A 23,101-nucleotide genomic window follows, 5' to 3' on the forward strand; every position below is an offset into this window, starting at 1 on the left:
CCGGAAGTGGGGCGAATTATAGGCTTCCAGAATCTGCCGTCAACTCTTAATTCTGCTTTTCTATCAATTAGTTAGAATTGATTAAAAAACCACCACCACTTATAGGAACGCCATGAGTGCCCTCTATATAGAAGGAATCATTCAGACGATGCCCGCCTCCTTCAACGCAGCCACATTAGCTGCCCCTAACCCCAAAATCCCCTGCAGCACCTGAAGCGTGTGCTCCCCCAGGAGAGGTGGTGCATTTCGATATTCCACTGGCGTCTTGGACAAGCGTATCGGGCTGGCAACCTGAGGCACCATCCCCGCCAGCGCATGGGGAAGCTCCATCGCCAGGCCGCGCGCCTGGACCTGAGGATCGGAAAAAACTTGCGCCAGATCATTGATCGGTCCACACGGCACGCCCACTCGCTCCAATTGCGACACCCACTCAGCCGTTGTCTTGAAGACAGTCGCCTGGCGGATCAACGGAATCAGCGCAGCACGGTTGGCCACTCGCGCCTGGTTAGTGGCGAAACGCGGGTCATCCCCCCATTGCGGCTGCCCAGCAACTTCAGCGAACTTGCGGAACTGGCCGTCATTACCCACCGTCAGGATGAAATCACCATCAGCCGTAGGAAAGTCCTGATACGGCACGATGTTCGGATGCGCATTGCCCAGGCGTTTTGGCGAGACTCCGGTGGTCAGGTAATTCATCGCCTGATTAGCCAGGCAAGCCACCTGCACATCCAGCAGCGCCATATCGATATGTTGCCCACCGCCATCATGATCGCGGTGAGCCAACGCTGCCAGGATCGCGACGGTCGAATAGAGTCCCGTGAGAATATCGGTCAATGCCACACCGACTTTCACCGGCCCTGCGCCCTCATCACCTTCAGGCCGGCCGGTCAGGCTCATCAACCCACCCAGCCCTTGAATCATGAAGTCGTAGCCGGCACGCGCGGCATAAGGCCCCGTCTGCCCAAAGCCCGTGATCGAGCAGTAGATCAACTCAGGATTTATCTCCTTGAGCGACTCGTAATCCAGCCCATAAGCCGCCAGACCACCCACTTTGAAGTTCTCGATCAGGATGTCTGACTTGGCCGCCAGATCACGCACCAGTTTCTGCCCTTCAGGCTTAGTGAAGTCGATGGTCACCGATTCTTTATTTCGGTTGGCGGACAGATAGTACGCCGCCTCACTGGTATTTTCGCCGTATGCGTCCTTGAGGAAGGGCGGCCCCCAGGCGCGCGTGTCATCACCGCTGCCTGGCCTTTCGACCTTGATCACCTCGGCCCCAAGGTCCGCAAGAATCTGCCCGGACCAAGGGCCCGCCAGTACACGCGATAAATCCAGTACCCGCAGGTGGGAAAGCGCGCCCATGTCCGTGCTCCTATTAATAGAACGCCTGAAGACCGGTCTGTGCGCGCCCAAGAATCAAGGCATGCACGTCGTGGGTTCCCTCATAGGTATTGACCACTTCGAGGTTGACCAGGTGGCGCGCCACCCCGAATTCGTCGGAGATGCCGTTGCCGCCCAACATATCGCGGGCCATGCGGGCGATGTCCAGGGACTTGCCACACGAGTTACGCTTCATGATCGATGTAATCTCGACCGCTGCGGTCCCCTCGTCTTTCATCCGCCCCAGACGCAGGCAACCTTGCAGAGCCAAGGTGATCTCGGTCTGCATATCGGCCAGCTTCTTCTGGATCAACTGCGTTGCAGCCAATGGCCGACCAAACTGCTGACGATCCAGGGTGTACTGGCGCGCGGTATGCCAGCAGAACTCAGCAGCCCCCAACGCCCCCCAGGAGATACCGTAGCGCGCCGAATTCAGGCAAGTAAAAGGCCCCTTCAAGCCACGCACATCCGGAAAAATGTTCTCGTCCGGCACAAACACGTTATCCATGACAATTTCGCCGGTAATGGACGCTCGCAAGCCGACCTTGCCGTGAATCGCCGGGGCGCTAAGGCCCTTCCAACCTTTTTCCAGGACGAAACCACGGATATCGCCTGCATCATCTTTGCCCCACACCACAAACACGTCGGCTATCGGGCTGTTGGTGATCCACATCTTCGCGCCGGTCAGGCTGTAGCCGCCATCTACCTTTCGCGCACGGGTAATCATCGCGCCCGGATCAGAACCATGGTTGGGTTCGGTGAGCCCGAAACAGCCAATCCATTCGCCGGACGCCAATTTCGGCAGGTATTTTTGTTTTTGCGCCTCGGTGCCGAACTCATTGATCGGCACCATGACCAGTGACGACTGAACACTCATCATCGAACGATAGCCGGAGTCGACACGCTCCACCTCACGCGCAATCAGCCCGTAGCTGACGTAGTTCAAGCCGCTGCCACCGTACTGCTCGGGAATCATCGCCCCCAGCAAACCGGTTTCTCCCATCTCACGGAAGATAGCGGGATCAGTCTTTTCATGACGGAAGGCTTCGAGCACGCGAGGGGCCAGCTTGTCCTGAGCAAACTGCTCGGCACTGTCACGCACCATGCGCTCCTCTTCGGTGAGCTGTTGATCCAGCAGCAGTGGATCGATCCAGTTGAAGCTTGCCTTGCCAGCCATGAATAAGTCCTCGCGGATAAAAACGGAAGTCGTGATTCAGACTAGGCCGGCCACGCGCAGAGGGCAAACGAGGTTTCTGCATAGGGTTGTGCTAATTTCTCACTCCGTAACACTCGAAAAGCCCATAAATGCGCCTTATCTGTGAGGGCAACGTACATGCGCAGAAAAATCCCTAGCACCACCGCGCTTATCAGCTTCGAAGCGGCAGCCCGTCACGAAAGCTTCACCAAGGCGGCACAGGAGCTTTCCATCACCCAAGGCGCCATCTGTCGACAGATCGCCAGCCTTGAGGAGTTTTTAAGTGTCGAACTGTTTCGCCGCTCGCGTCGCGGGGTGAAGCTGACAGAGGCAGGCCTCTCTTACAGCCGCAGAGTTGCTACACAGCTGGACGCCGTAGAGCGCGACACCCTCTCGGTCATGGGTCAGCAGGGCACCAACGCCATCGAGTTGGCGGTGGTACCGACCTTCGGCACGCAATGGCTGATTCCACGCCTCAAGGACTTTCAGGACCGGCACCCGGAGGTGACCGTGAATCTGACCAATCGGACACGCCCGTTCCTGTTCGCCGACACCGCGTTCGACGCCGCGATCTACTTCGGCGATGCCGATTGGTCCGGCACAGAGTCACACCGGCTGATGGGAGAAAACCCTGTCCCGGTGTGCAGTCCACACTTACTTGGAGGCCGCGCGCACTTAACTCCTCAAGAGATCGCCGAATTACCGCTGCTACAGCAGACAACACGCCCCTATGCCTGGCGTCAGTGGTTCAACGCGCAACAGCTGAGTCTGCCTCGCGACATGACAGGCCCTCGATACGAGCTATTCTCGATGTTGTCCCAAGCGGCTATGCATGACATGGGCATCGCACTGATACCTCCCTTCCTCATCCAGCGCGAGCTGAAGGAGCAGCGACTGGTGATTGCGAGCACCGAAACGCTAAGCAGCGAAAAGGCGTACTACCTCATGATTCCCGATAAAAAAGTAGAATCGGCCTCCCTACACGCATTCAAGGACTGGCTGATTGAACAATCAAAGCGCTACAACCCCGGCATTTAAAGGATAAAGCCGCCTTGTTGACCCTGTAGTCAGGTTAATTTGAATCCTACAGATATACGTATATGTCGCATTTAGACAGTCTGTACCGGTTGAGCAAAAACAAGGCTCAAAGCCATGATCTACAGGGCTTGTAGCGACTAATACCAGCCTATAAGCGACCATTCACATCGGCGATTGGAAAACATCGAGTAAATGCCCTTGAGCCTTTAAAGACTTGTATTTAAAGAGGTTATTCAAGGCGGTTGCGACAATCAGTCACAGGGTGACTTGTAGTTAATTTTTCGTCACCCGTCATAATCTCTTGAAGGCCGTAAAGTTCGCCTGCAAAATGCCGCGCCCCGCTGTCATTTCAGCGGGATCGTGCTGATCGGTCGCCCCAGTTGCGCCACTCGCGGTGCACTGGCCTTTTTACAAAAAGATCAAAAGCAAAAAGATCATGCAGGAGATTTGACGTGCACATTGGTGTTCCTCTCGAAACCCAGACCGGTGAAACGCGGGTGGCTGCCACCCCGGAAACCATCAAGAAGCTGATCGGCCAGGGCCATAAGGTCACTGTACAAAGCGGTGCAGGCATCAACGCCAGCATCGTCGACAGTGCTTATGAAACGGCAGGCGCAACCATTGGCAGTGCCAGCGATGCGTTCGGCGCCGAGCTGATCCTCAAGGTGGTTGCCCCCAGCGACAGCGAACTGGCGCTGATCAAAAGCGGCACCGTATTGGTGGGCATGCTCAATCCGTTCAGCAACGAAACCATCGCCAAGCTTGCCGAATGCGGCATCACCGCCTTCGCCCTCGAAGCCGCGCCACGCACTTCACGGGCCCAAAGCCTCGACGTGCTGTCTTCGCAAGCCAATATCGCCGGTTACAAGGCTGTGTTGCTGGCCGCTCATCACTACCCGCGCTTCATGCCGATGCTGATGACCGCCGCCGGCACTGTGAAAGCTGCGCGCGTGTTGATCCTCGGCGCCGGTGTCGCGGGCCTGCAAGCTATCGCCACGGCAAAACGCCTGGGCGCGGTCATCGAAGCGTCCGACGTCCGTCCGGCGGTAAAAGAGCAAATCGAATCCCTGGGCGCCAAGTTCGTCGACGTGCCCTACGAAACCGATGAAGAGCGTGAATGCGCCGTCGGTGTCGGCGGCTACGCGCGCCCGATGCCCACCAGCTGGATGCAGCGCCAGGCCCTGGCCGTGCACGAACGCGCGAAGCAGGCCGACATCGTCATCACCACCGCACTGATTCCAGGCCGCAAGGCACCTACCCTGCTTAGCGCCGATACCGTCGCGCAGATGAAACCCGGCTCGGTGGTCATCGACCTCGCCGCAGCTCAGGGCGGCAACTGCCCGTTGACCGTCGCTGACCAAGTCGTGGTGGAAAACGGTGTGATCATCTGCGGCCCGACCAACCTGGCAGGCGCTGTCGCCGCAGATGCCTCGGCCTTGTACGCGCGCAACCTGCTGGACTTCCTGAAGCTGGTCTTCACCAAGGAAGGGCAGTTTGAAATCAACCTCGAAGACGACATCGTCGCCGCGTGCCTGATGTGCCGCGACGGCCAAGTCATCCGCAAAAACGCCTAAGCAGGGATTCAGACGATGGAAGAGCTTATCTCCCCCGGTATCTACAACCTGATCATCTTTGTGCTGGCGATTTATGTCGGTTACCACGTGGTCTGGAACGTTACCCCCGCGCTGCATACGCCATTAATGGCAGTGACAAACGCGATTTCCGCGATCGTGATTGTGGGCGCCATGCTGGCCGCCGCCCTCACCGTGACGCCGTTGGGCAAGACGATGGGCACCCTGGCGGTAGCTTTGGCTGCGGTTAACGTGTTCGGCGGTTTCCTGGTTACGCGTAGGATGCTTGAGATGTTCAAGAAGAAAGCGCCCAAAGCTGTGAAAGAAGAGGTGCAGAAGTAATGAGCATGAATCTGGTGACGACGCTCTACCTGATCGCGTCGATCTGCTTCATCCAGGCCCTCAAAGGCCTGTCGCACCCCACCACCTCCCGACGCGGCAACCTGTTCGGCATGCTCGGCATGGCACTGGCGGTGCTGACCACCGTAGGCCTGATCTATAAGCTCGGCGCGGAGCTGGCCACCGCCGGTATCGGCTACGTCATCGTCGGCCTGCTGGTCGGCGGCACGGCCGGCTCGATCATGGCCAAACGCGTAGAAATGACCAAGATGCCGGAGCTGGTGGCGTTCATGCATAGCATGATCGGCCTGGCAGCGGTGTTTATCGCGATTGCAGCGGTCGTCGAGCCGCAATCCTTGGGTATCGTCAAACACTTGGGCGATTCGATCCCGGCCGGTAACCGCCTGGAGCTGTTCCTCGGTGCCGCCATCGGTGCTATCACCTTCTCCGGCTCGGTGATCGCATTCGGCAAGCTGTCGGGTAAGTACAAGTTCCGCCTGTTCCAAGGCGCACCGGTACAGTTTGGTGGGCAACACAAGCTGAACCTTGTGCTCGGCTTGGCAACCCTGGGCCTGGGCCTGGCGTTCATGTTCACCGGCAACCTCACTGCGTTCGCGCTGATGCTGGCGCTGGCCTTCGTGCTGGGCGTGCTGATCATCATCCCGATCGGCGGCGCCGACATGCCGGTAGTGGTATCGATGCTCAACAGTTATTCCGGCTGGGCAGCGGCGGGCATTGGTTTCTCGCTGAACAACTCGATGCTGATCATCGCCGGCTCCCTGGTCGGCTCCAGCGGCGCGATCCTGTCTTACATCATGTGCAAGGCGATGAACCGCTCCTTCTTTAATGTACTGCTGGGCGGTTTCGGCAATACGCCAGACGCCGGTGCAGCAGCTGGCTCGAAAGAAGCTCGGCCGGTGAAGTCCGGCTCGGCCGACGACGCTACCTTCCTGCTGACCAACGCCGACACGGTCATCATCGTGCCGGGCTATGGCTTGGCTGTCGCACGGGCACAACACGCGCTTAAAGAGCTGACCGAGAAGCTCACCCATCGCGGCGTCACCGTGAAGTACGCGATCCACCCGGTGGCGGGCCGTATGCCTGGGCATATGAACGTGCTGCTGGCCGAGGCCGAAGTGCCTTACGACCAGGTGTTCGAGATGGAAGACATCAACTCTGAGTTCGGCCAGGCTGACGTGGTGCTGGTGTTGGGCGCCAACGATGTGGTCAACCCGGCGGCCAAGAACGATCCGAACTCACCGATTGCCGGTATGCCGATCCTCGAGGCGTTCAAGGCCAAGACCATCATCGTCAACAAGCGCTCGATGGCCAGCGGCTATGCAGGCCTGGATAACGAGTTGTTCTACCTGGACAAGACCATGATGGTCTTCGGTGATGCCAAGAAGGTCATCGAAGATATGGTCAAAGCCGTCGAATAACACTGCGCCAGCGCAATACCCGAAACCCTGGCCTCACGTAGGCTGGGGTTTTTTATTAGCGGATGAAACCCGACCAAAGGCTCTAAATCGCCACCTGGCATTCGACCATGGTAGCGGGCCGAAACTTTTTGAAATCACTACACTGCCCACCTTGCTTCCGTAGCCTGAGATAACAATTCATGTACCGTGATCGTATCCGCTTGCCTTCGTTGTTGAACAAGGTCATGAGCGCGGCAGACGCCGCTGCACTGATCGAGGACGGCATGACCGTCGGCATGAGCGGCTTCACCCGCGCCGGTGAAGCCAAGGCCGTCCCCCACGCCCTGGCCGAACGCGCCAAGACTTCGCCCCTCAAAATCACCCTGATGACCGGCGCCAGCCTGGGCAACGACCTGGACAAGCAACTGACTGAAGCTGGCGTACTGTCGCGACGCATGCCGTTTCAAGTCGACAGCACGCTACGCAAAGCGATCAATGCTGGCGAGGTGATGTTTATTGACCAGCACCTATCGGAAACCGTCGAGCAACTGCGCAACAACCAGCTCAAGTTGCCGGACATTGCGGTAATCGAAGCGGTCGCCATCACTGAACAAGGGCACATCGTGCCCACCACGTCCGTAGGCAACTCAGCCAGCTTCGCAATTTTTGCCAAGCACGTGATCGTCGAGATCAACCTCGCGCACAATCCGAACCTGGAAGGGCTGCATGACATCTATATCCCGACCTACCGGCCGACGCGCACGCCTATCCCGCTGGTGAAGGTCGACGACCGCATTGGCAGCACTGCGATTCCGATCCCGCCAGAGAAAATCGTCGCTATCGTGGTCACTAACCAGGCCGACTCTGCCTCAACCGTGACGCCGCCTGACGGTGACACTCAAGGCATCGCCAACCACCTGATCAACTTCCTCAAGCAGGAAGTTGATGCCGGACGCATGACCAACAAACTCGGCCCGCTGCAAGCCGGGATCGGCAACATTGCCAACGCGGTGATGTGTGGCTTGATCGATTCGCCCTTCGAAGATCTGACGATGTACTCGGAAGTGCTGCAGGATTCGACCTTCGACCTGATCGACGCCGGTAAGCTGAGCTTCGCATCCGGCAGCTCGATTACCTTGTCGGAGCGCCGCAATGCCGACGTTTTCGGCAACCTGGAGCACTACAAAGACAAGCTGGTACTGCGCCCACAGGAAATCTCCAACCATCCTGAAGTGGTGCGCCGCCTGGGCATCATCGGTATCAACACCGCGCTGGAGTTCGATATCTACGGCAACGTCAACTCCACCCACGTCTGCGGCACGCGGATGATGAATGGCATTGGCGGCTCCGGGGACTTCGCGCGCAACGCGCACCTGGCAATCTTTGTCACCAAATCGATTGCCAAGGGGGGCGCGATTTCCAGCGTGGTGCCGATGGTCAGCCATGTGGACCACACCGAACATGACGTGGACATCCTCGTCACCGAAGTGGGCTTGGCCGATCTGCGCGGCCTGGCACCGCGGGAGCGTGCGCGGGTGATCATCGACAACTGTGTGCATCCGGCCTACCGCGACGCGCTCAATACTTACTTCGAAGCCGCCTGCGCCATCGGTGGGCACACGCCGCATATCCTGCGCCAGGCACTGAGTTGGCACATCAACCTGGAAGAAACCGGGCATATGCTCAAGGCTTGATGAATACAGATCCGAGCTGATGCAACTACAGTTTCATCAGCTCGGCAGCCTAGCCAGTGTCTATGCAAAAAACTGTACTACTGTACCGCTCATTTCCTACTTAAATATCCCACAACTCATCTTGAAAACACCCATTTCGCACCTTTTAGGTGCGCACAGGTACAGTTGCCCCATTTCCGTACCGTACAGCCGTATTAAACAGTTAACTGGCCCCTCACAATACAGGTGAACTGTATCTAGAGAGTCTTGCGCCGGAGGAGGATCATTGGCATCAGTTAAACCACTACCTAATCCCGCCACAAGCGGAAGGATGTCATCATGGAACGTACACTCAGTTCCGAACTGTTCTTCGAAGAGAAAGCTGTAAACACCAACGCTTCCCTGCCTTTGCGCGTTCTCGCCAACCTGATGTTGTGGCAGCGCCGCATCTCCAGCCGCCACCAATTGGCTCGCCTGGATTCGCGTCTGCTGGCTGACGCCGGTATCAGCGAAGCTCAACGCTACGAAGAGCTGAGCAAGCCGTTCTGGCGCTAAGCAGCGCCCGCTGGCCCTGACCCACCGGGTCCACCGCCAGCACTCTGATTTTTTAAAGCAAAGCCCGCCCCGGGTAACCGGAGGCGGGCTTTGCTGTTTCTGCGAAAGGGCATTGAATCGGTAGGATTTCTATCTACAGGTACAGTTCTAATAAAATCATTATTAACCAGCACAGTTAAATTACAGGCTTCCTGTTGCACCGGTCCAAGCCTAATATCCACTCACCACGTGGCGAACCCTGTAGAGCGAGCGTCTGATGCTCAACAGTCCCAGTCCGTCTCACTGTGGCCGCGTCGCGCCACCTTATTTCGTCTACAGGAGTTACCCCATGTCCCGCCTTCGCCTGCTGTGCACCGCCGCTGTGCTGACCCTGGCCGCCAACGCTAACGCGAGCAGCTTCATCATGACCACCGACTCGATCGTTGGTGCCCTGAAAGCCACTTCCGACGCCACCTCCGATGCGACCTCCTCCCTGCGCGACAATAAGGTCGTACAGGCCGCCCGTGATGACGCAGCCAGCTTTGTCGCCAGCGAAGGCGCTATCCGTGGCGTGAAACTGGAAAGCGCCCTGGCCCACATCCGCCAGCAAGCGCCGCAACTGGCCATCGCTACCGATGCACAGCTGGCACAGGCAATCCTGGCGATCTGATCTGCGGCAACAGACGGGAGCGCCTGCCGCTCCCGAATGCCTCGGCGCTGGCCCTCGCCTGGCCATTGCGCTAGCCTTGGCGCTCGTTTTCAGTTGTCGAGTCCCATGGCTTTTTCATACCGCCTGTTGATCGTTCCCGTAATGTTTTGCGCCTGCTGGTCACCCTGGGCTATGGCCATGGATGTGTCCACCCAGAGCACCGTTGTCAGCGTGTATGCCACCGGCAAGGTGACCTCTGCGCCGTTCGACAACAAGTTGGTGATGGCCGCTCAGGATGATGCTGCCGCTTTCATTGCCACTGACGGCCAATGGCGGGGCGCACGCCTGGAGTCCGCGCTGGATTATCTGCGCCACAGTCGGCCAAAACTTCATGCGAGCGACCTTGAACTGGCGCAAGCAATTCTCGTCCAATAGTTATCTTTGTATTTCGGAGTCACTCGATGCGTAGCCCGTTGATCGTCGCCGCCCTCGGCCTGCTGTTTTTGGTCGATGTCGCCCAGGCGCAAACCTTGAAGGCCACCAGCAACATCATCGTGCGTGCGTCGGCGCGCACCATTGATTTCACCTCAGACACCACCACGTCCATCCGCGACTCCAAAATCGTGCGCGAAGCCCACGACGACGCCGCCAGCTTCGTAGCCACGAATGGAGAGATCCGTGGTGCCCAGCTTGAAGCTGCGTTCGATACCCTTCGCACCCGCGTGCCAGAAGCCCGTGATGCCAGCGACCAGACCCTCGCCGAAGCTATCCTCGCTCTGTGAGGCGCATCAAAACCTGGCTCCTGGCCGGGGTTGTGCTGTTGTGTGCAAGTACAGCCCAGGCCAGCCTGCAACTGCGGCTCAAAACCGATGGTTTGAGCCCGGCCGAACAGCAGGCCAGCCAGGCATTGCTCGATGAAGCGCTGCGCGCCTTGCCGCCACGTTTTGTCGAGCAATTGGATCGGCGGATTGATGTCGGCTGGACCGACAAGATGCCTGAAAATGCCTATGGCCAGGCGTCCCTGGTGTCCGAGCTGGACCTTAATCAAAACCTGCTCGCCAGCCTGACCGACGGCAGCGCCGCCGCCCTCAAAACCAATCGCCCCCACGGCACAGTGCGCCAGGAATTGCTCGCCACGGTGCTGCATGAACTGACCCACATCTATGACCGCGCACGCCTGTGGCCCAAAGACGAGCGCGCACTGATCCAGCGTTGCAGTCGCCAGAACAACATTACCGGCTTGATCGGCCTGCCCGATCAATGCCGTGGCCAGAACGACCGGCGCTTCACTCTCAGTGATGATCCCCGCCTGCTGGACCTCGCCGGCTGGCCACAATATGTCGGCCGCCGCGGCGAGCGTGAACAGCATAACAATCAGGTGGTGCGCAGCCCGGACATCTACGAAACCACCAGCCCGTTGGAGTTCGTGGCGGTCAACATGGAGTACTTCCTCCTCGACCCCAGCTACGCCTGCCGACGCCCCGCGCTGTTCCGCTATTACAAGGAACATTTCGGCTGGACGCCGCCCGAACAGCAACCCTGTGCCAAGACATACCCGTTCCTGAACGCCGGCAATGACTTCGCCAAGACGCCACTGGGGCAAATAGACCCGGAGCGGGTGTATGAAATCGACTACCTGCTCGCCGAAGCCAACCAGAATCTGGTGAGCCGCTGGGGCCATAGCATGCTGCGGCTGGTGATCTGCGCGCCAGGTCGCCCGCGTGGCCCTGACTGTCGGCTGGATCTGGACCGCCACCTGGTGCTGTCCTACCGCGCCTTCGTCGGTGACGTACAGCTGTCGAGCTGGGATGGCCTGGTGGGCAAGTACCCGTCGCGATTGTTCGTATTGCCGCTGGCCCAGGTCATCGATGAATACACCAAGACCGAATTACGAGGCCTGGCGTCGGTACCGCTGAAGCTCAACCGCCAGGAAATCAACGACACCGTCGAGCATGCGGCTGAAATGCACTGGAGCTATGACGGCAACTATTTCTTTATCTCCAACAACTGTGCGGTTGAAAGCCTGAAACTGTTACGCAGTGGCAGTGCCAACCCGCAACTGACCGGCCTGGACAACATCACCCCCAACGGTTTGCTGCAAGTGCTCAGCGCACGTGGCCTGGCCGATACCAGCGTATTGAATGACAAGCGTGAGGCGTTGCGCCTGGGGTACCACTTCGACTCATTCCGCGAACGCTACCAGGCGATGTTCGATGTACTGCGCAAGCGCCTGCCGATCAAGCAGACCCAGGTCGAAGACTGGCTGGCCCTGGATGCGCAAGCGCGCCGCCAGTGGTTCAGCCAGGCCGACCTGCGTACCAGCGCTGCATTGTTGTTGCTTGAACAAGCCAGCTATCGCAAGCAACTGATGCTCGCTCAGGACGAAGTCAAACAGCGCTATCTCAATGCCCGCGAGCTGAAAAATGGCGGCATGGAGAAAGCCAACAACACGCTGCAACAGATCCTCGCCAACAGTGGCTTTCTCAGTCGCCCGGCCGAGTTGCTCGACAGTGGCGGCTATGGCCTACCGCAACCTTCGGAAGCCAAGCGCCTGGAGTCGGAGAGCGCCGAACGTCAGAAGCAGTTGCAATCATTGACCGGCGAGCTGGATAAAGAGGTGAGGGCGCTGCTCGATCCGGCCCGCGCTGCCGAGATTGCGGCCTGTGAGGCCAACCTCAAGCAGTTGGGTGAGCATCTGCGTGCGCTGCATAAAGCGGCCGGCGGCCTCGAACTGCCCTAAAAACATAGCGGTACACAATCAAATTGTGGGAGGGGGCTTGCTCCCGATAGCGGTGTATCAGTCACTGGAAATATTGACTGAACTCCAGCTATCGGGAGCAAGCCCCCTCCCATATTTTTATCTGCATGAGCCTTAAAACCGTGTGTCACCAGTTTCTCCAGCGAAAGCTGGCTGAAAGCTTACCCGTCTAGGATCGCCCCAACTGCCGGCAACAGACCGGCTGTAAACAACAACAATGGTGATTCCCGATGTCCGCTCGTACCCGCCTGTTCGCACCCACTCCACCCGTACGCCTCGTGCCTTTCGTTCTGCGCTGACCCTCACCCGGTTCGCCATTCCCTAGCCGCGCTACGCCTGGAGTATTCCTATGCTGACTTTCCTTGGCTTTGCCATGGTCATCACGTTCATGTTCCTGATCATGACCAAGCGCCTGTCTGCGCTGATCGCCTTGATCATCGTGCCCATCCTGTTTGCACTGTTCGGCGGTTTCGCGCCGAAGATCGGCCCAATGATGCTCGAAGGCATCACCAAGCTCGCGCCAACTGGCGTGATGCTGATGTTCGCCATCCTCTACTTTGCCTTGATGATCGACTCCGGCCTGTTCGACCCGGCCGTGCGCAAGATCCTCAAGATGGTCAAGGGCGACCCGCTGAAAGTCTCGGTCGGCACTGCCGTGCTGGCTTTGGTGGTATCCCTGGACGGTGATGGCGCCACCACCTACATGATCTGCGTCGCCGCCATGCTGCCGCTGTACCAGCGCATAGGCATGAGCCCGCGGATCATGGCCGGTCTGATCATTCTCGCCGGCGGTGTAATGAACATGACACCCTGGGGTGGCCCGACGGCTCGTGCGGCCAGTGCGTTGCATGTTGATCCGTCCGACATCTTCGTACCGATGATTCCGGCCATGGCCGCTGGCGTCGTGGCGATCCTGGTAATTGCCTACATGTACGGCAAGCGTGAGCGCGCACGCCTGGGTGAACTGCACCTGCAGGGCGACGAGATCGACCACAGCGAAATCAGCGTGTCGCAATTCCCCGACGCCCGCCGCCCGAAACTGATCTGGTTCAACGGCGCCCTCACCCTGGCCCTGATGTGCACCCTGATTGCCGGCCTGTTGCCGCTGCCGGTGCTGTTTATGGTGGCGTTCAGTATCGCGATGATCGTCAACTACCCGTGCCTGCAACAGCAGAAAGACCGCGTCGCGGCCCACGCCGGCAGCGTCTTGGCGGTCGTCGGATTGATCTTCGCCGCCGGGATCTTCACAGGCATCCTGTCGGGCACCGGCATGGTCGACGCCATGTCAAAAAGCCTGCTGGCGGTCATCCCGGAAGCCATGGGCCCGTACCTGGCAGTGATCACTGCGCTGGTGAGCATGCCGTTCACCTTCTTCATGTCCAACGATGCGTTCTATTACGGCGTACTGCCAGTATTGGCCGAAGCGGCCAGTCACTACGGCATCACCGCGGTAGAAATGGCCCGTGCGTCGATCGTCGGGCAACCCGTGCACCTGCTCAGCCCGCTGGTACCCTCGACTTACTTGCTGGTGGCGCTGGCGGGTATTGAGTTCGGCGACCACCAACGCTTCACCTTGAAGTGGGCAGTGCTGGTATGCCTGTGCATAATGTTCGCCGCATTGCTGATGGGGATTTTTCCGCTGTTCAGCACTCTATAATCGTACTGACTCACCGCGCGGCGCTACAGCTTGCGCGGTTTAACACTTGCTCAAAGGAATACACATGGAATGGCTGACCAATCCGGAAATCTGGATTGCCTTCTTCACCCTGACGGCTCTCGAGATCGTCCTGGGCATCGATAACATCATCATGATTTCGATCCTGGTCAGCCGCATGCCCAAGCATATGCAGGCGCGCACCCGGATCTTCGGCCTGGCACTGGCCATGGTCACGCGCATCCTGTTGCTGCTGTCGATCACCTGGGTCATGCAACTGACCGCCGACCTGTTCGTGGTGTTTGGCCAGGGCATTTCCGGCCGTGACCTGATCCTGTTCTTCGGTGGCCTGTTCCTGCTGTGGAAAAGCTCCCAGGAGATGTACCACGCCCTGGAAGGGGAAGACGAAACCAACGACGAGCCCAAAGGCGCCGGTGGCAAGTTCATCTACACCATCATCCAGATCGCCATCATCGACATCGTGTTCTCCCTGGACTCGGTGATCACCGCCGTCGGCATGGTTTCCCATGTGCCGGTGATGGTAGCTGCAATCGTCGTGGCCGTACTGGTGATGATGCTGGCTGCCGGCACCATCAGCGAGTTCATCGACAAGCACCCGTCGCTGAAAATGCTGGCGCTGTCGTTCCTGCTGGTGGTGGGTACCGTGCTGATCGCCGAATCCTTCGACGTGCATGTGCCAAAAGGCTATGTCTACTTCGCCATGGCGTTCTCGCTGGCAGTGGAAGCGGTGAACATCAAGATGCGTACCGCCATCGCGAAAAAGAAGAAGCAGCAGGATCCAGTGAAACTGCGTAAAGACATTCCGGGTCAATAAACCTGACCCGCTGCTGAAATGGGGCGCTTGCGCCCCATTTTTTCGTCTGCCAAAAAGCTGATTTCATGACAGTTTTGTTTCAATCCCCACTTTAGCTATGCGATGCTGGCGCAGAGCCCATTCGCCAACTACAGCTTAAGTACAAGACGTAGAACGGCACGCGGTAACTTTCCTTCGCTCCTCCTGGAGCGCACCCACACGGGGGGCCGAGCATGCTGACCCTGCTCAATCTGCTTTCCGCCGTGACCCTGCTTATCTGGGGCACGCACATCGTCCGTACCGGCATCCTGCGGGTCTACGGCTCCAACTTGCGCCAAGTCATCGGGCAGAACATGTCCAAGCGCTGGCTGGCCTTTATCGCCGGGATCCTGGTGACCGCCATGGTGCAAAGCAGCAACGCCACGGCGATGCTGGTCACTTCCTTTGTCGGCCAGGGGTTGATGAGCCTTACACCGGCCTTGGCCACCATGCTTGGCGCCGACGTCGGTACCGCGCTGATGGCGCGGGTGCTGACCTTCGACTTGTCCTGGCTGTCGCCGCTGCTGATCTTCCTTGGGGTGATTTTCTTCCTGTCGCGCAAACAGACGCGGGCAGGGCAGTTGGGCCGGGTGGGGATCGGCCTTGGGCTGATCATCCTTGCGCTGCAATTGATCGTCGAGGCCGCCGGGCCCATCACCCATGCCCAGGGCGTCAAGGTGATCTTCGCCTCGCTGACCGGCGATATCTTGCTCGACGCCTTGGTCGGCGCGCTGTTCGCAATGATTTCCTACTCCAGCCTCGCCGCCGTGCTGCTTACGGCCACCCTGGCCGGCGCCGGCGTGATCGGTTTGCACGTGGCCATCGGCCTGGTGATCGGCGCCAATATCGGCAGCGGTGTGCTGGCATTTCTAAGCACCAGCATGCAAAACACCGCCGGCCGCCAAGTGGCCCTGGGCAGCCTGTTGTACAAACTGATCGGCCTGTTGCTGATCATTCCTGTGCTTGACCCGCTCGTGGGCTGGATGGACGGTCTGGATTACAGCGCACAAGGCATGGTCATCACCTTTCACCTGCTCTATAACGTCACGCGCTGCTTGATTCTGCTGCCCACCATTGGCCCTATGGCGCGGCTGTGCGCCTGGCTGTTGCCCGAGCGCGAAGAAACCAATGGCAAGGCCAAACCACGCCACCTCGACCTGGCCGCGCTCACCACGCCGAGCCTGGCCTTAGCCAACGCCGCCCGCGAAACCCTGCGCCTGGGTGACCTGATCGACAATATGCTCACCTCCATGCAGGAGGTGCTGCGCGGTAATCAAACCGCAATCACCCAGCAAATGCGCAGCCTCAGCGATGATGTCGAGGCGCTCTATAGCGCGATCAAACTCTACCTGGCGCAAATGCCCCGTGAAGACCTGAGCGAACAAGACAACCGCCGCTGGGCTGAGATCATCGAGCTGTCGATCAACTTGAAGTTGGCAGGTGACTTGATCGAACGCATGTTGCGCAAGGTCCAGCAGCAGAAAACCTCGCAGCGGCGGCAATTTTCCGAAGTGGGCCTGGAAGAACTCAGCGGTTTGCACAGCCAGCTGATCGCCAACCTGCGCCTGGGTCTGTCGGTGTTCCTCAGCGGCGACCCGGAGAGCGCTCGCCAATTGCTGCGTGAAAAGCGCCGCTTCCGCGCCCAGGAACGTCGCCTGGCTCACGCCCATGTCAGCCGCCTGCAGCGCAAAATCGTACAGAGCCTGGAAACCAGCTCCCTGCACCTGGAGCTGATCGCCGACATGAAACGCTTGAACTCGTTGTTTTGCAGCAGCGCTTATGTAGTCTTGGAAACGTCCGACACTGGCGCACTCTCCACCGAAGATATTGCCGACATCACCCATTCGCCCTGAACGTACGACGGCCAGTGAAGTCAGTTAACAATGGACCTCACTCGCCAGGAAGCTTGTTATGCGTCGCCTGTTACTCGCCTGCCTGCTTCTAGGATCGGCACACACCTTTGCCTTCGACCGTCAGCAAGTCGAGGGCTACACCTTGCCCAACGGCCTGCAGCTGCTGCTCAAACCGGGCACCGAACGCGGGCACGTGGCCATCCGCCTGGTGGTCGGCGTGGGCCTGGATGATTTCGGTTGCGAAGACAAAGAGCTTCCCCACCTGTTCGAACACCTGCTGTTCAGCGGCATCGACGGCGGTGGCGAAGGCGACCTCGAAGACCGCATGCAAGCGTTGGGCGGCGAATGGAACGCCTACACCAGCAACGCCGACACCACATTCGTCATCGAGGCCCCCGCGCACAACCAACGCAAGGTGCTGGACCTGCTGCTGGCAATCCTGACCCGCACGCAGTTGACCGATGCCAATATCAACGCCGCCAAGCAGGTGGTCGAGCGCGAAGACGGCGGCCATTATTCGCACCTGCAACGTTTGCTGGATCGCCAGGACCTGGGCCACAGCGCCAGCAACCAATTAGCCGTCGAGTTGGGGCTCAAATGCGCCGAACGCGCGCAGGTCGGCCACCTGACCCGCGATCAGTTGGAGAAACTGCGCAAAGCCTGGTACGCGCCCAACAACATGACCCTGATCGTCGTCGGCGATCTGGACAAGCTGCTGCCAGCCTACCTGGAACGCACCTACGGCCAGCTCGACCCGGTAGACCCGAGCGAGCATCGCCCGCTGCCGCAGATCCAGCACACCGCCGCCCGCCAGCGCGACCTGGTGCATGGCTGGGTCGGCGATGGCGCCAAACTGCACTGGCTGTTCCCCGAGCCGGTGCTGGACGACCAGCATGACGAAACCTACGACCTGCTCAAGGATTATCTCGATTGGGCGCTGTATCGACAGCTGCGTCTGAAGCATGGTTTGTCCTACGGTCCGTGGAGCGAACGCGAAGTGCTCGGCGGCGTAGGCTTCCTGAGCCTGAACGCCGACCTCGAACGGGAAAATCTCCCTGAAGCCGAGCAGGTCTTGCAAGACCTCAAGGCACAACTGCTCAAGGACGGCCTCGACCCGAAGGTGTTCACTCGCCTGCAGCAGGCTGCCATTGCTCGCCAAGCCTGGGCGGTACAGGGCAACAGTGCGTTGGCCGATTATTACTGGAGTGCCGCCGGCGACTACGCTGACGGCCGCTTCAGCGACCCGGTCAAGCGCATCAAGGCAGTGAGCCTTTCGCAAACCAACCAGGCGATGCGCGAGGTCTTCAAGCAACCGGGCTACTGGCGCATCGAAAAGCCGTTGTTGAGCTATGACGCCCTGACCTGGATAGGTGCGGGCGTTCTTGGGCTCATCGCCATAGTGTTGATTGGCGTTCGGCGTTATCGCCAACGGATCATGGAATGAAGCACCGAGCCCAGCGCTAAGACGTTATTCTGTCTGGGATTTTTTCCTACAAAGACTGCGAACCGCCGAATGCCAAACCTGACCCATCTAATCCAGCGCATCCTCGAACTGATTAAGCGCTACCCAGGGGTAATTGCACTCGGCGGTTTTATCTCGGGTGTGGGCAGCTTCATCCTGGTGGACCGCCAGCAAGGCATGGCCAGCTGGATCGCCGTCATCATGCTGGTCAGTTGGTTGTGGCTGATGCTGGAAAACAGCTTCACCCAACTGTTTGCCAAGCTCTTCAAGCGCGAGATCCCGGAACCGCTGCTGCGCTATGCCACGCAGATGATCCACCAGGAAAGCCTGTTCTTTGTCCTGCCCTTCTTTTTCGTCACCACTGCCTGGAACAGCGGCCAATCGCTGTTCACCGGCCTGCTCGGCGCGGCGGCACTGGTGTCGATCATCGACCCGCTGTACTACAAGTGGCTGGCGCCCAAGCGCTCGCTGTTCCTGGCCCTGCACACCCTGACCTTGTTTGCCGCATTGCTCACCGCGCTGCCGATTATCATGCACCTGACCACGGCCCAGAGTTACAAGCTGGCGCTGGGCGTGGCCATGGCGCTGTCGATCCCGAGCCTGGCGGTCAGCCTGCCGCTGCGCAGCCTCAAAGGCTGGGCGATGCTGCTGGGGGTCACGGCGGCGATCGGTTGCGCCGGCTGGTTCCTGCGCAGTTGGGTGCCGCCGGCCACCTTGTGGATGACCGAAGTCGCCATCAGCACCCAACTGCAGGATCGCACCCCGGGCGATGACCTCAAGGAGGTCACCGCCGACCAGTTGCGCAGCGGTGGCCTCTACGCCTACACCGCGATCAACGCCCCACGCGGGCTGGATGAGCGGATCTACCATGTGTGGAAATTCAACGGCAAGGAAGTCGACCGCATTGCTCTGGATATCCATGGTGGGCGCAAGGAGGGCTATCGCGCCTGGACGCACAAGCAGAATTTCCCGGGCGACGCAGCGGGGCGCTGGCAAGTGCAGGTCCTCACCGAGGACGGCCAAGTGATCGGCGTCTTGCGCTTCAAGGTGATCGACACAGCACAAGCGGACAACCCAAAGTAGGTCAGATCGTGCTATTACGTAGCCATTGTGGATAGCCAAACAAGCTCGGAGCTTATGACCACTCGCACGACCGCCGGCGCAGCCCATCTTGATACGTCCAGCACCCCGCCTTCGCTGCGGATTACCGGCGACTGGACGCTTGCCCACTACGCCAACCTGAAAAAGCTGTCGGACACACTCGACGGCCAATACGACGCCGGCGCCCGAATCGACCTTAACGGCCTCGGTGCGCTGGATACCGCCGGCGCGTCACTGCTGGTCGAGCTGCTGGGCCCCGACCGCATCCAGCACTGCGCCGAGCAGACCGATTGCAGCCTGTCGGCCGCCGACCGGGCGCTGCTCAAGACGGTCTACCGCTCCCTCAATGATTTTTGCGTCCCGCTCAAAGAGCCGGAAGAAAGCGCCGGCATCCAGGTGCTGGCCCGTATCGGCCGCGCGGTGGACACCGTCTGGCAAGACGCCAAGAAACTCCTGGGTTTTATTGGCCTGATCCTTGAGACCTTCGTCCGCGGGATGTTTCGACCCAAGCGCTGGCGCCTTACGCCGATGGTCGCCCATATCGAACAGACCGGTCTCGATGCCGCACCCATCGTGGCCCTCCTGACCTTTCTGGTGGGCGCGGTGGTGGCGTTTCTTGGCGCCACCGTGCTCAAGAGTTTTGGCGCAACGATTTTTACCGTGGACCTGGTGGCGTTCTCTTTCCTGCGCGAATTCGGCGTGCTGCTCACCGCGATCCTGATCGCCGGCCGTACCGCCAGTGCGTTCACCGCGCAAATCGGCTCAATGAAGGCCAACGAAGAAATCGACGCCATCCGCACCCTGGGCCTGGACCCGATGGAGCTGCTGGTATTGCCGCGGGTTCTGGCGCTGCTGGTGGCGCTGCCGATGCTGACTTTCCTGGCGATGCTCTCGGGGATTGTCGGCGGTGGCGTGGTGTGTGCGGTGGCCCTGGATATTTCACCGGCGATGTTCCTCTCGCTGTTGCAATCGGACATTGGCGTGCAGCACTTTTTGGTGGGCATGGTGAAGGCGCCGATCTTCGCTTTCCTGATCGCGGCCATTGGTTGCCTGGAAGGCTTCAAGGTCAGCGGCAGCGCCGAATCAGTCGGCGCGCACACCACCTCCAGCGTGGTGCAATCGATTTTTGTGGTGATCGTGCTGGATGCGGTCGCCGCGATGTTCTTCATGGAGATGGGCTGGTGAGTCGTCTACACCGTGCGCCCACTGAGGCGGTGATTGAAGTGCGCGGCTTGTGCAACCGCTTTGGTAGCCAGAGCGTGCATGAAAACCTCGACCTGGATTTATACAAAGGCGAGATTCTGGCAGTGGTCGGCGGCTCCGGCAGCGGCAAGTCGGTGCTGCTGCGCAGCATCGTCGGCCTGCGTCGGCCCAGCGAAGGTGAGGTGCGGGTGTTCGGCAAGAATCTGCCCAGCCTGCCTGAGCACGAACGCTCGCTGGTGGAGCGGCGCTTTGGCGTGCTGTTCCAGAAGGGCGCGCTGTTTTCCTCGCTGACCGTTACCGAGAACGTTGCCCTGCCATTGATCGAACATGCCGGCCTCAGCCGCGCCGACGCCGAGCACTTGGCCGCAGTCAAGCTGGCCCTGGCCGGGCTACCCCTGTCGGCCGCCGACAAATACCCGGCTTCGTTGTCCGGCGGCATGATCAAGCGCGCGGCCCTGGCCCGTGCGCTGGCACTGGACCCGGACATCCTGTTTCTCGATGAACCCACCGCTGGCCTCGATCCGATTGGCGCAGCGCAGTTCGACCAACTGATCCTGACCCTGCGCGATGCGTTGGGCTTGAGCGTGTTCCTGGTCACCCACGACCTCGACACGCTGTACACCATCACCGACCGCGTGGCGGTGCTGGCGCAGAAGAAAGTGCTGGTGGCCGACGCCATCGATGTCGTCTCGGAAACGGACGACGCCTGGATTCACGAATATTTCCACGGCCCCCGGGGCCGCGCGGCATTGGATGCCGCTCAATCGCTCAACGAGGTATGACATGGAAACCCGAGCCCATCATGTGATGATCGGACTGTTCAGCGTAATTGTGGTGGTCGGCGCTATGCTCTTCGGCCTATGGCTGGCCAAATCCAGCGTCGACAGCGCCTTCCAGGATTACGAAGTGATCTTCAACGAAGCGGTCAGCGGCCTGTCCCAAGGCAGTGCGGTGCAGTACAGCGGGATCAAGGTAGGCGACGTCACCAGCCTGCGCCTGGACCCCAAAGACCCGCGTCGCGTCCTCGCCCGCATCCGCCTGGCCGGGCAGACGCCGATCAAGGAAGACACCCAGGCCAAGCTGGCGCTGACCGGCATCACCGGCACCTCGATCATCCAGCTCAGCGGCGGCACCCCGCAGAGCCCGGAACTCAAGGGCAAGAGCGGCAACCTGCCGGAAATCATCGCCTCGCCATCGCCCATCGCTCGCCTGCTCAATAACAGCAACGACCTGATGACCAGCGTCAACCTGCTGCTGCACAACGCCAACCACATGTTCTCCCGGGAAAACGTCGAACGCTTGAGCAACACCCTGGATAACCTGCAACAAACCACCGGTGCCATCGCCGAGCAACGCGGCGACATCAAGGTGGTGATGCAGCAATTGATGCAGGTGAGCAAACAGGCGGGTGCCGCGCTGGAACAAACCACCGTGTTGATGCGCCGCGCCAATGGCCTGCTCAACGAGCAAGGCAAGCAAGCCTTCGGCAGCGCCGAGCAGGCGATGAAATCCCTGGAACAAAGCACCGCCACCATCAACAGCTTGCTGACCAACAACCAGGACTCGGTGAACAGCGGTATGCAGGGCCTCAACGAACTGGCGCCAGCGGTGCGTGAGCTGCGTGAAACCCTCGGTTCGCTGCGCGCCATCTCCCGTCGCCTGGAAGCCAACCCCAGCGGTTACCTGCTGGGCAGTGACAAGAACAAGGAGTTCACGCCATGAAGCGTGCTTACCTGATGATCGCCGCTGTGGCCCTGGCACTGCTCAGCGCCTGCTCGATCCTGCCCAAGCCTGACCCGTCAGACGTGTACCGCCTGGTGTCCACCCAACCAACCACCCAAGGCACGCCGGTGAGTTGGTCGCTGCGCGTAGCCAAACCCCAGACCAGCGAGTTTCTCGACAGTCCACGCATTGCCGTGGTGCCTGACGGCAACCTGATCAGCAGCTATGCGAACTCACGCTGGAGCGACCCGGCGCCGGTACTCTTACGCAACCGCCTGCTGGACGGCTTCCAACGCGATGGACGGGTAACGCTGCTGAGTACCGACGAGACCAACCTGCAAGCCGACTATGAGTTGGGCGGGCAGTTGCAAGCGTTTCAAAGTGAATACCGGGGTGACGCGGTGGAGGTGGTGATTCGCCTGGATGCGCGTTTGGTGCGCGGCAGCGATCAGCGGATTATCGCCAGCCGGCGGTTTGAGGTAAGGCAGCCGGTGGGTGATACCAAGGTGCCGGCGGTGGTGGCAGCCTTTGGAAAGGCGGGGGATCAGTTGAACAAGCAGGTGGTGGATTGGGTGGTGCAGCAAGGCAAGGCTTCCTCTAAACGCTGACAGCCTCATCGGGGGCAAGCCCCCTCCCACACTTGATCTGCGAATGCATTCAAAATGTGGGAGGGGGCTTGCCCCCGATAGCAATCTAAG

21 protein-coding genes are annotated in these 23,101 nt (G+C 59.7%); 19 read left to right on the forward strand and 2 right to left on the reverse strand.

Features of this window, described 5'->3' with window-relative positions; all coding sequences use genetic code 11:
- Nucleotides 1-141: 141 nt before the first annotated feature.
- Together E4O97_RS00730 and E4O97_RS00735 are read right to left on the reverse strand one after the other, a co-directional pair.
- On the reverse strand, nucleotides 142-1,362 hold the full coding sequence (locus E4O97_RS00730; RefSeq protein ID WP_032878530.1) for a CaiB/BaiF CoA-transferase family protein: 1,221 nt from the start codon (nucleotides 1,360-1,362) through the stop codon (nucleotides 142-144).
- Nucleotides 1,363-1,375: 13 nt separating this feature from the next.
- On the reverse strand, nucleotides 1,376-2,557 hold the full coding sequence (locus tag E4O97_RS00735; RefSeq protein WP_005783512.1) for an acyl-CoA dehydrogenase: 1,182 nt from the start codon (nucleotides 2,555-2,557) through the stop codon (nucleotides 1,376-1,378).
- A 156-nt stretch (nucleotides 2,558-2,713) separates the two neighbouring features.
- Here E4O97_RS00735 and E4O97_RS00740 point away from each other — a divergent pair, with 156 nt between their 5' ends.
- From E4O97_RS00740 to E4O97_RS00830, 19 genes are all read left to right on the forward strand, one after another.
- Entirely contained in the window at nucleotides 2,714-3,613 is a 900-nt protein-coding gene (locus E4O97_RS00740) for a LysR family transcriptional regulator (RefSeq protein WP_005783510.1), read from the forward strand.
- Nucleotides 3,614-4,065: 452 nt separating this feature from the next.
- Entirely contained in the window at nucleotides 4,066-5,187 is a 1,122-nt protein-coding gene (locus tag E4O97_RS00745) for a Re/Si-specific NAD(P)(+) transhydrogenase subunit alpha (protein WP_005783509.1), read from the forward strand.
- A 15-nt stretch (nucleotides 5,188-5,202) separates the two neighbouring features.
- Entirely contained in the window at nucleotides 5,203-5,526 is a 324-nt protein-coding gene (locus E4O97_RS00750) for an NAD(P) transhydrogenase subunit alpha (protein WP_005783507.1), read from the forward strand.
- Complete coding sequence (locus E4O97_RS00755) at nucleotides 5,526-6,962, forward strand: NAD(P)(+) transhydrogenase (Re/Si-specific) subunit beta (RefSeq protein ID WP_005783504.1); 1,437 nt, start codon at nucleotides 5,526-5,528, stop codon at nucleotides 6,960-6,962. Before E4O97_RS00750 ends, E4O97_RS00755 begins: the two co-directional genes overlap by 1 nt.
- A 179-nt stretch (nucleotides 6,963-7,141) precedes the next feature.
- Nucleotides 7,142-8,635, forward strand: coding sequence for an acetyl-CoA hydrolase/transferase family protein (locus tag E4O97_RS00760; protein ID WP_032878531.1), 1,494 nt, complete (start codon nucleotides 7,142-7,144; stop codon nucleotides 8,633-8,635).
- A gap of 318 nt (nucleotides 8,636-8,953) precedes the next feature.
- On the forward strand, nucleotides 8,954-9,169 hold the full coding sequence (locus tag E4O97_RS00765; protein ID WP_005783500.1) for a DUF1127 domain-containing protein: 216 nt from the start codon (nucleotides 8,954-8,956) through the stop codon (nucleotides 9,167-9,169).
- A 328-nt stretch (nucleotides 9,170-9,497) separates the two neighbouring features.
- Nucleotides 9,498-9,818, forward strand: coding sequence for a DUF2388 domain-containing protein (locus tag E4O97_RS00770; protein ID WP_032878532.1), 321 nt, complete (start codon nucleotides 9,498-9,500; stop codon nucleotides 9,816-9,818).
- Between the two features lie 105 nt (nucleotides 9,819-9,923).
- On the forward strand, nucleotides 9,924-10,232 hold the full coding sequence (locus E4O97_RS00775; RefSeq protein ID WP_248160755.1) for a DUF2388 domain-containing protein: 309 nt from the start codon (nucleotides 9,924-9,926) through the stop codon (nucleotides 10,230-10,232).
- Between the two features lie 26 nt (nucleotides 10,233-10,258).
- Nucleotides 10,259-10,579: a DUF2388 domain-containing protein gene (locus E4O97_RS00780; protein ID WP_005783494.1), complete on the forward strand. Its 321-nt coding sequence runs from the start codon at nucleotides 10,259-10,261 to the stop codon at nucleotides 10,577-10,579.
- Complete coding sequence (locus tag E4O97_RS00785) at nucleotides 10,576-12,537, forward strand: DUF4105 domain-containing protein (RefSeq protein WP_248160756.1); 1,962 nt, start codon at nucleotides 10,576-10,578, stop codon at nucleotides 12,535-12,537. The genes E4O97_RS00780 and E4O97_RS00785 overlap by 4 nt, the downstream gene beginning before the upstream one ends.
- Nucleotides 12,538-12,904: 367 nt before the next feature.
- Nucleotides 12,905-14,212, forward strand: coding sequence for a CitMHS family transporter (locus E4O97_RS00790; RefSeq protein WP_003187405.1), 1,308 nt, complete (start codon nucleotides 12,905-12,907; stop codon nucleotides 14,210-14,212).
- 64 nt (nucleotides 14,213-14,276) lie between these two features.
- Nucleotides 14,277-15,044, forward strand: a complete 768-nt coding sequence (locus E4O97_RS00795) for a TerC family protein (protein WP_005783489.1) — start codon at nucleotides 14,277-14,279, stop codon at nucleotides 15,042-15,044.
- Between the two features lie 212 nt (nucleotides 15,045-15,256).
- Nucleotides 15,257-16,915 (forward strand): Na/Pi cotransporter family protein, encoded by a 1,659-nt coding sequence (locus tag E4O97_RS00800; protein WP_005783487.1) that lies wholly within the window; start codon nucleotides 15,257-15,259, stop codon nucleotides 16,913-16,915.
- Between the two features lie 58 nt (nucleotides 16,916-16,973).
- Nucleotides 16,974-18,359 carry a pitrilysin family protein gene (locus E4O97_RS00805; protein ID WP_078822730.1) on the forward strand — a complete coding sequence of 462 codons (1,386 nt, stop codon included), beginning with the start codon at nucleotides 16,974-16,976 and terminating at the stop codon, nucleotides 18,357-18,359.
- Nucleotides 18,360-18,428: 69 nt separating this feature from the next.
- Nucleotides 18,429-19,460, forward strand: a complete 1,032-nt coding sequence (locus E4O97_RS00810; RefSeq protein ID WP_005783485.1) for a DUF5924 family protein — start codon at nucleotides 18,429-18,431, stop codon at nucleotides 19,458-19,460.
- Nucleotides 19,461-19,514: 54 nt separating this feature from the next.
- Nucleotides 19,515-20,663 carry an ABC transporter permease gene (locus tag E4O97_RS00815; RefSeq protein ID WP_032878538.1) on the forward strand — a complete coding sequence of 383 codons (1,149 nt, stop codon included), beginning with the start codon at nucleotides 19,515-19,517 and terminating at the stop codon, nucleotides 20,661-20,663.
- The gene (locus E4O97_RS00820; protein ID WP_014716351.1) at nucleotides 20,660-21,463 is read left to right on the forward strand and encodes an ATP-binding cassette domain-containing protein; all 804 of its coding nucleotides are present in this window, start codon (nucleotides 20,660-20,662) and stop codon (nucleotides 21,461-21,463) included. Before E4O97_RS00815 ends, E4O97_RS00820 begins: the two co-directional genes overlap by 4 nt.
- A gap of 1 nt (nucleotide 21,464) precedes the next feature.
- Nucleotides 21,465-22,403, forward strand: coding sequence for an MlaD family protein (locus tag E4O97_RS00825; protein WP_248160757.1), 939 nt, complete (start codon nucleotides 21,465-21,467; stop codon nucleotides 22,401-22,403).
- Nucleotides 22,400-23,011, forward strand: a complete 612-nt coding sequence (locus E4O97_RS00830) for an ABC-type transport auxiliary lipoprotein family protein (RefSeq protein WP_216090527.1) — start codon at nucleotides 22,400-22,402, stop codon at nucleotides 23,009-23,011. The genes E4O97_RS00825 and E4O97_RS00830 overlap by 4 nt, the downstream gene beginning before the upstream one ends.
- Nucleotides 23,012-23,101: the final 90 nt, after the last annotated feature.

Origin of the sequence: Pseudomonas sp. W15Feb34 (assembly GCF_023127765.1) — a bacterium.
Classification (GTDB): Bacteria; Pseudomonadota; Gammaproteobacteria; order Pseudomonadales; family Pseudomonadaceae; genus Aquipseudomonas; species Aquipseudomonas synxantha_A.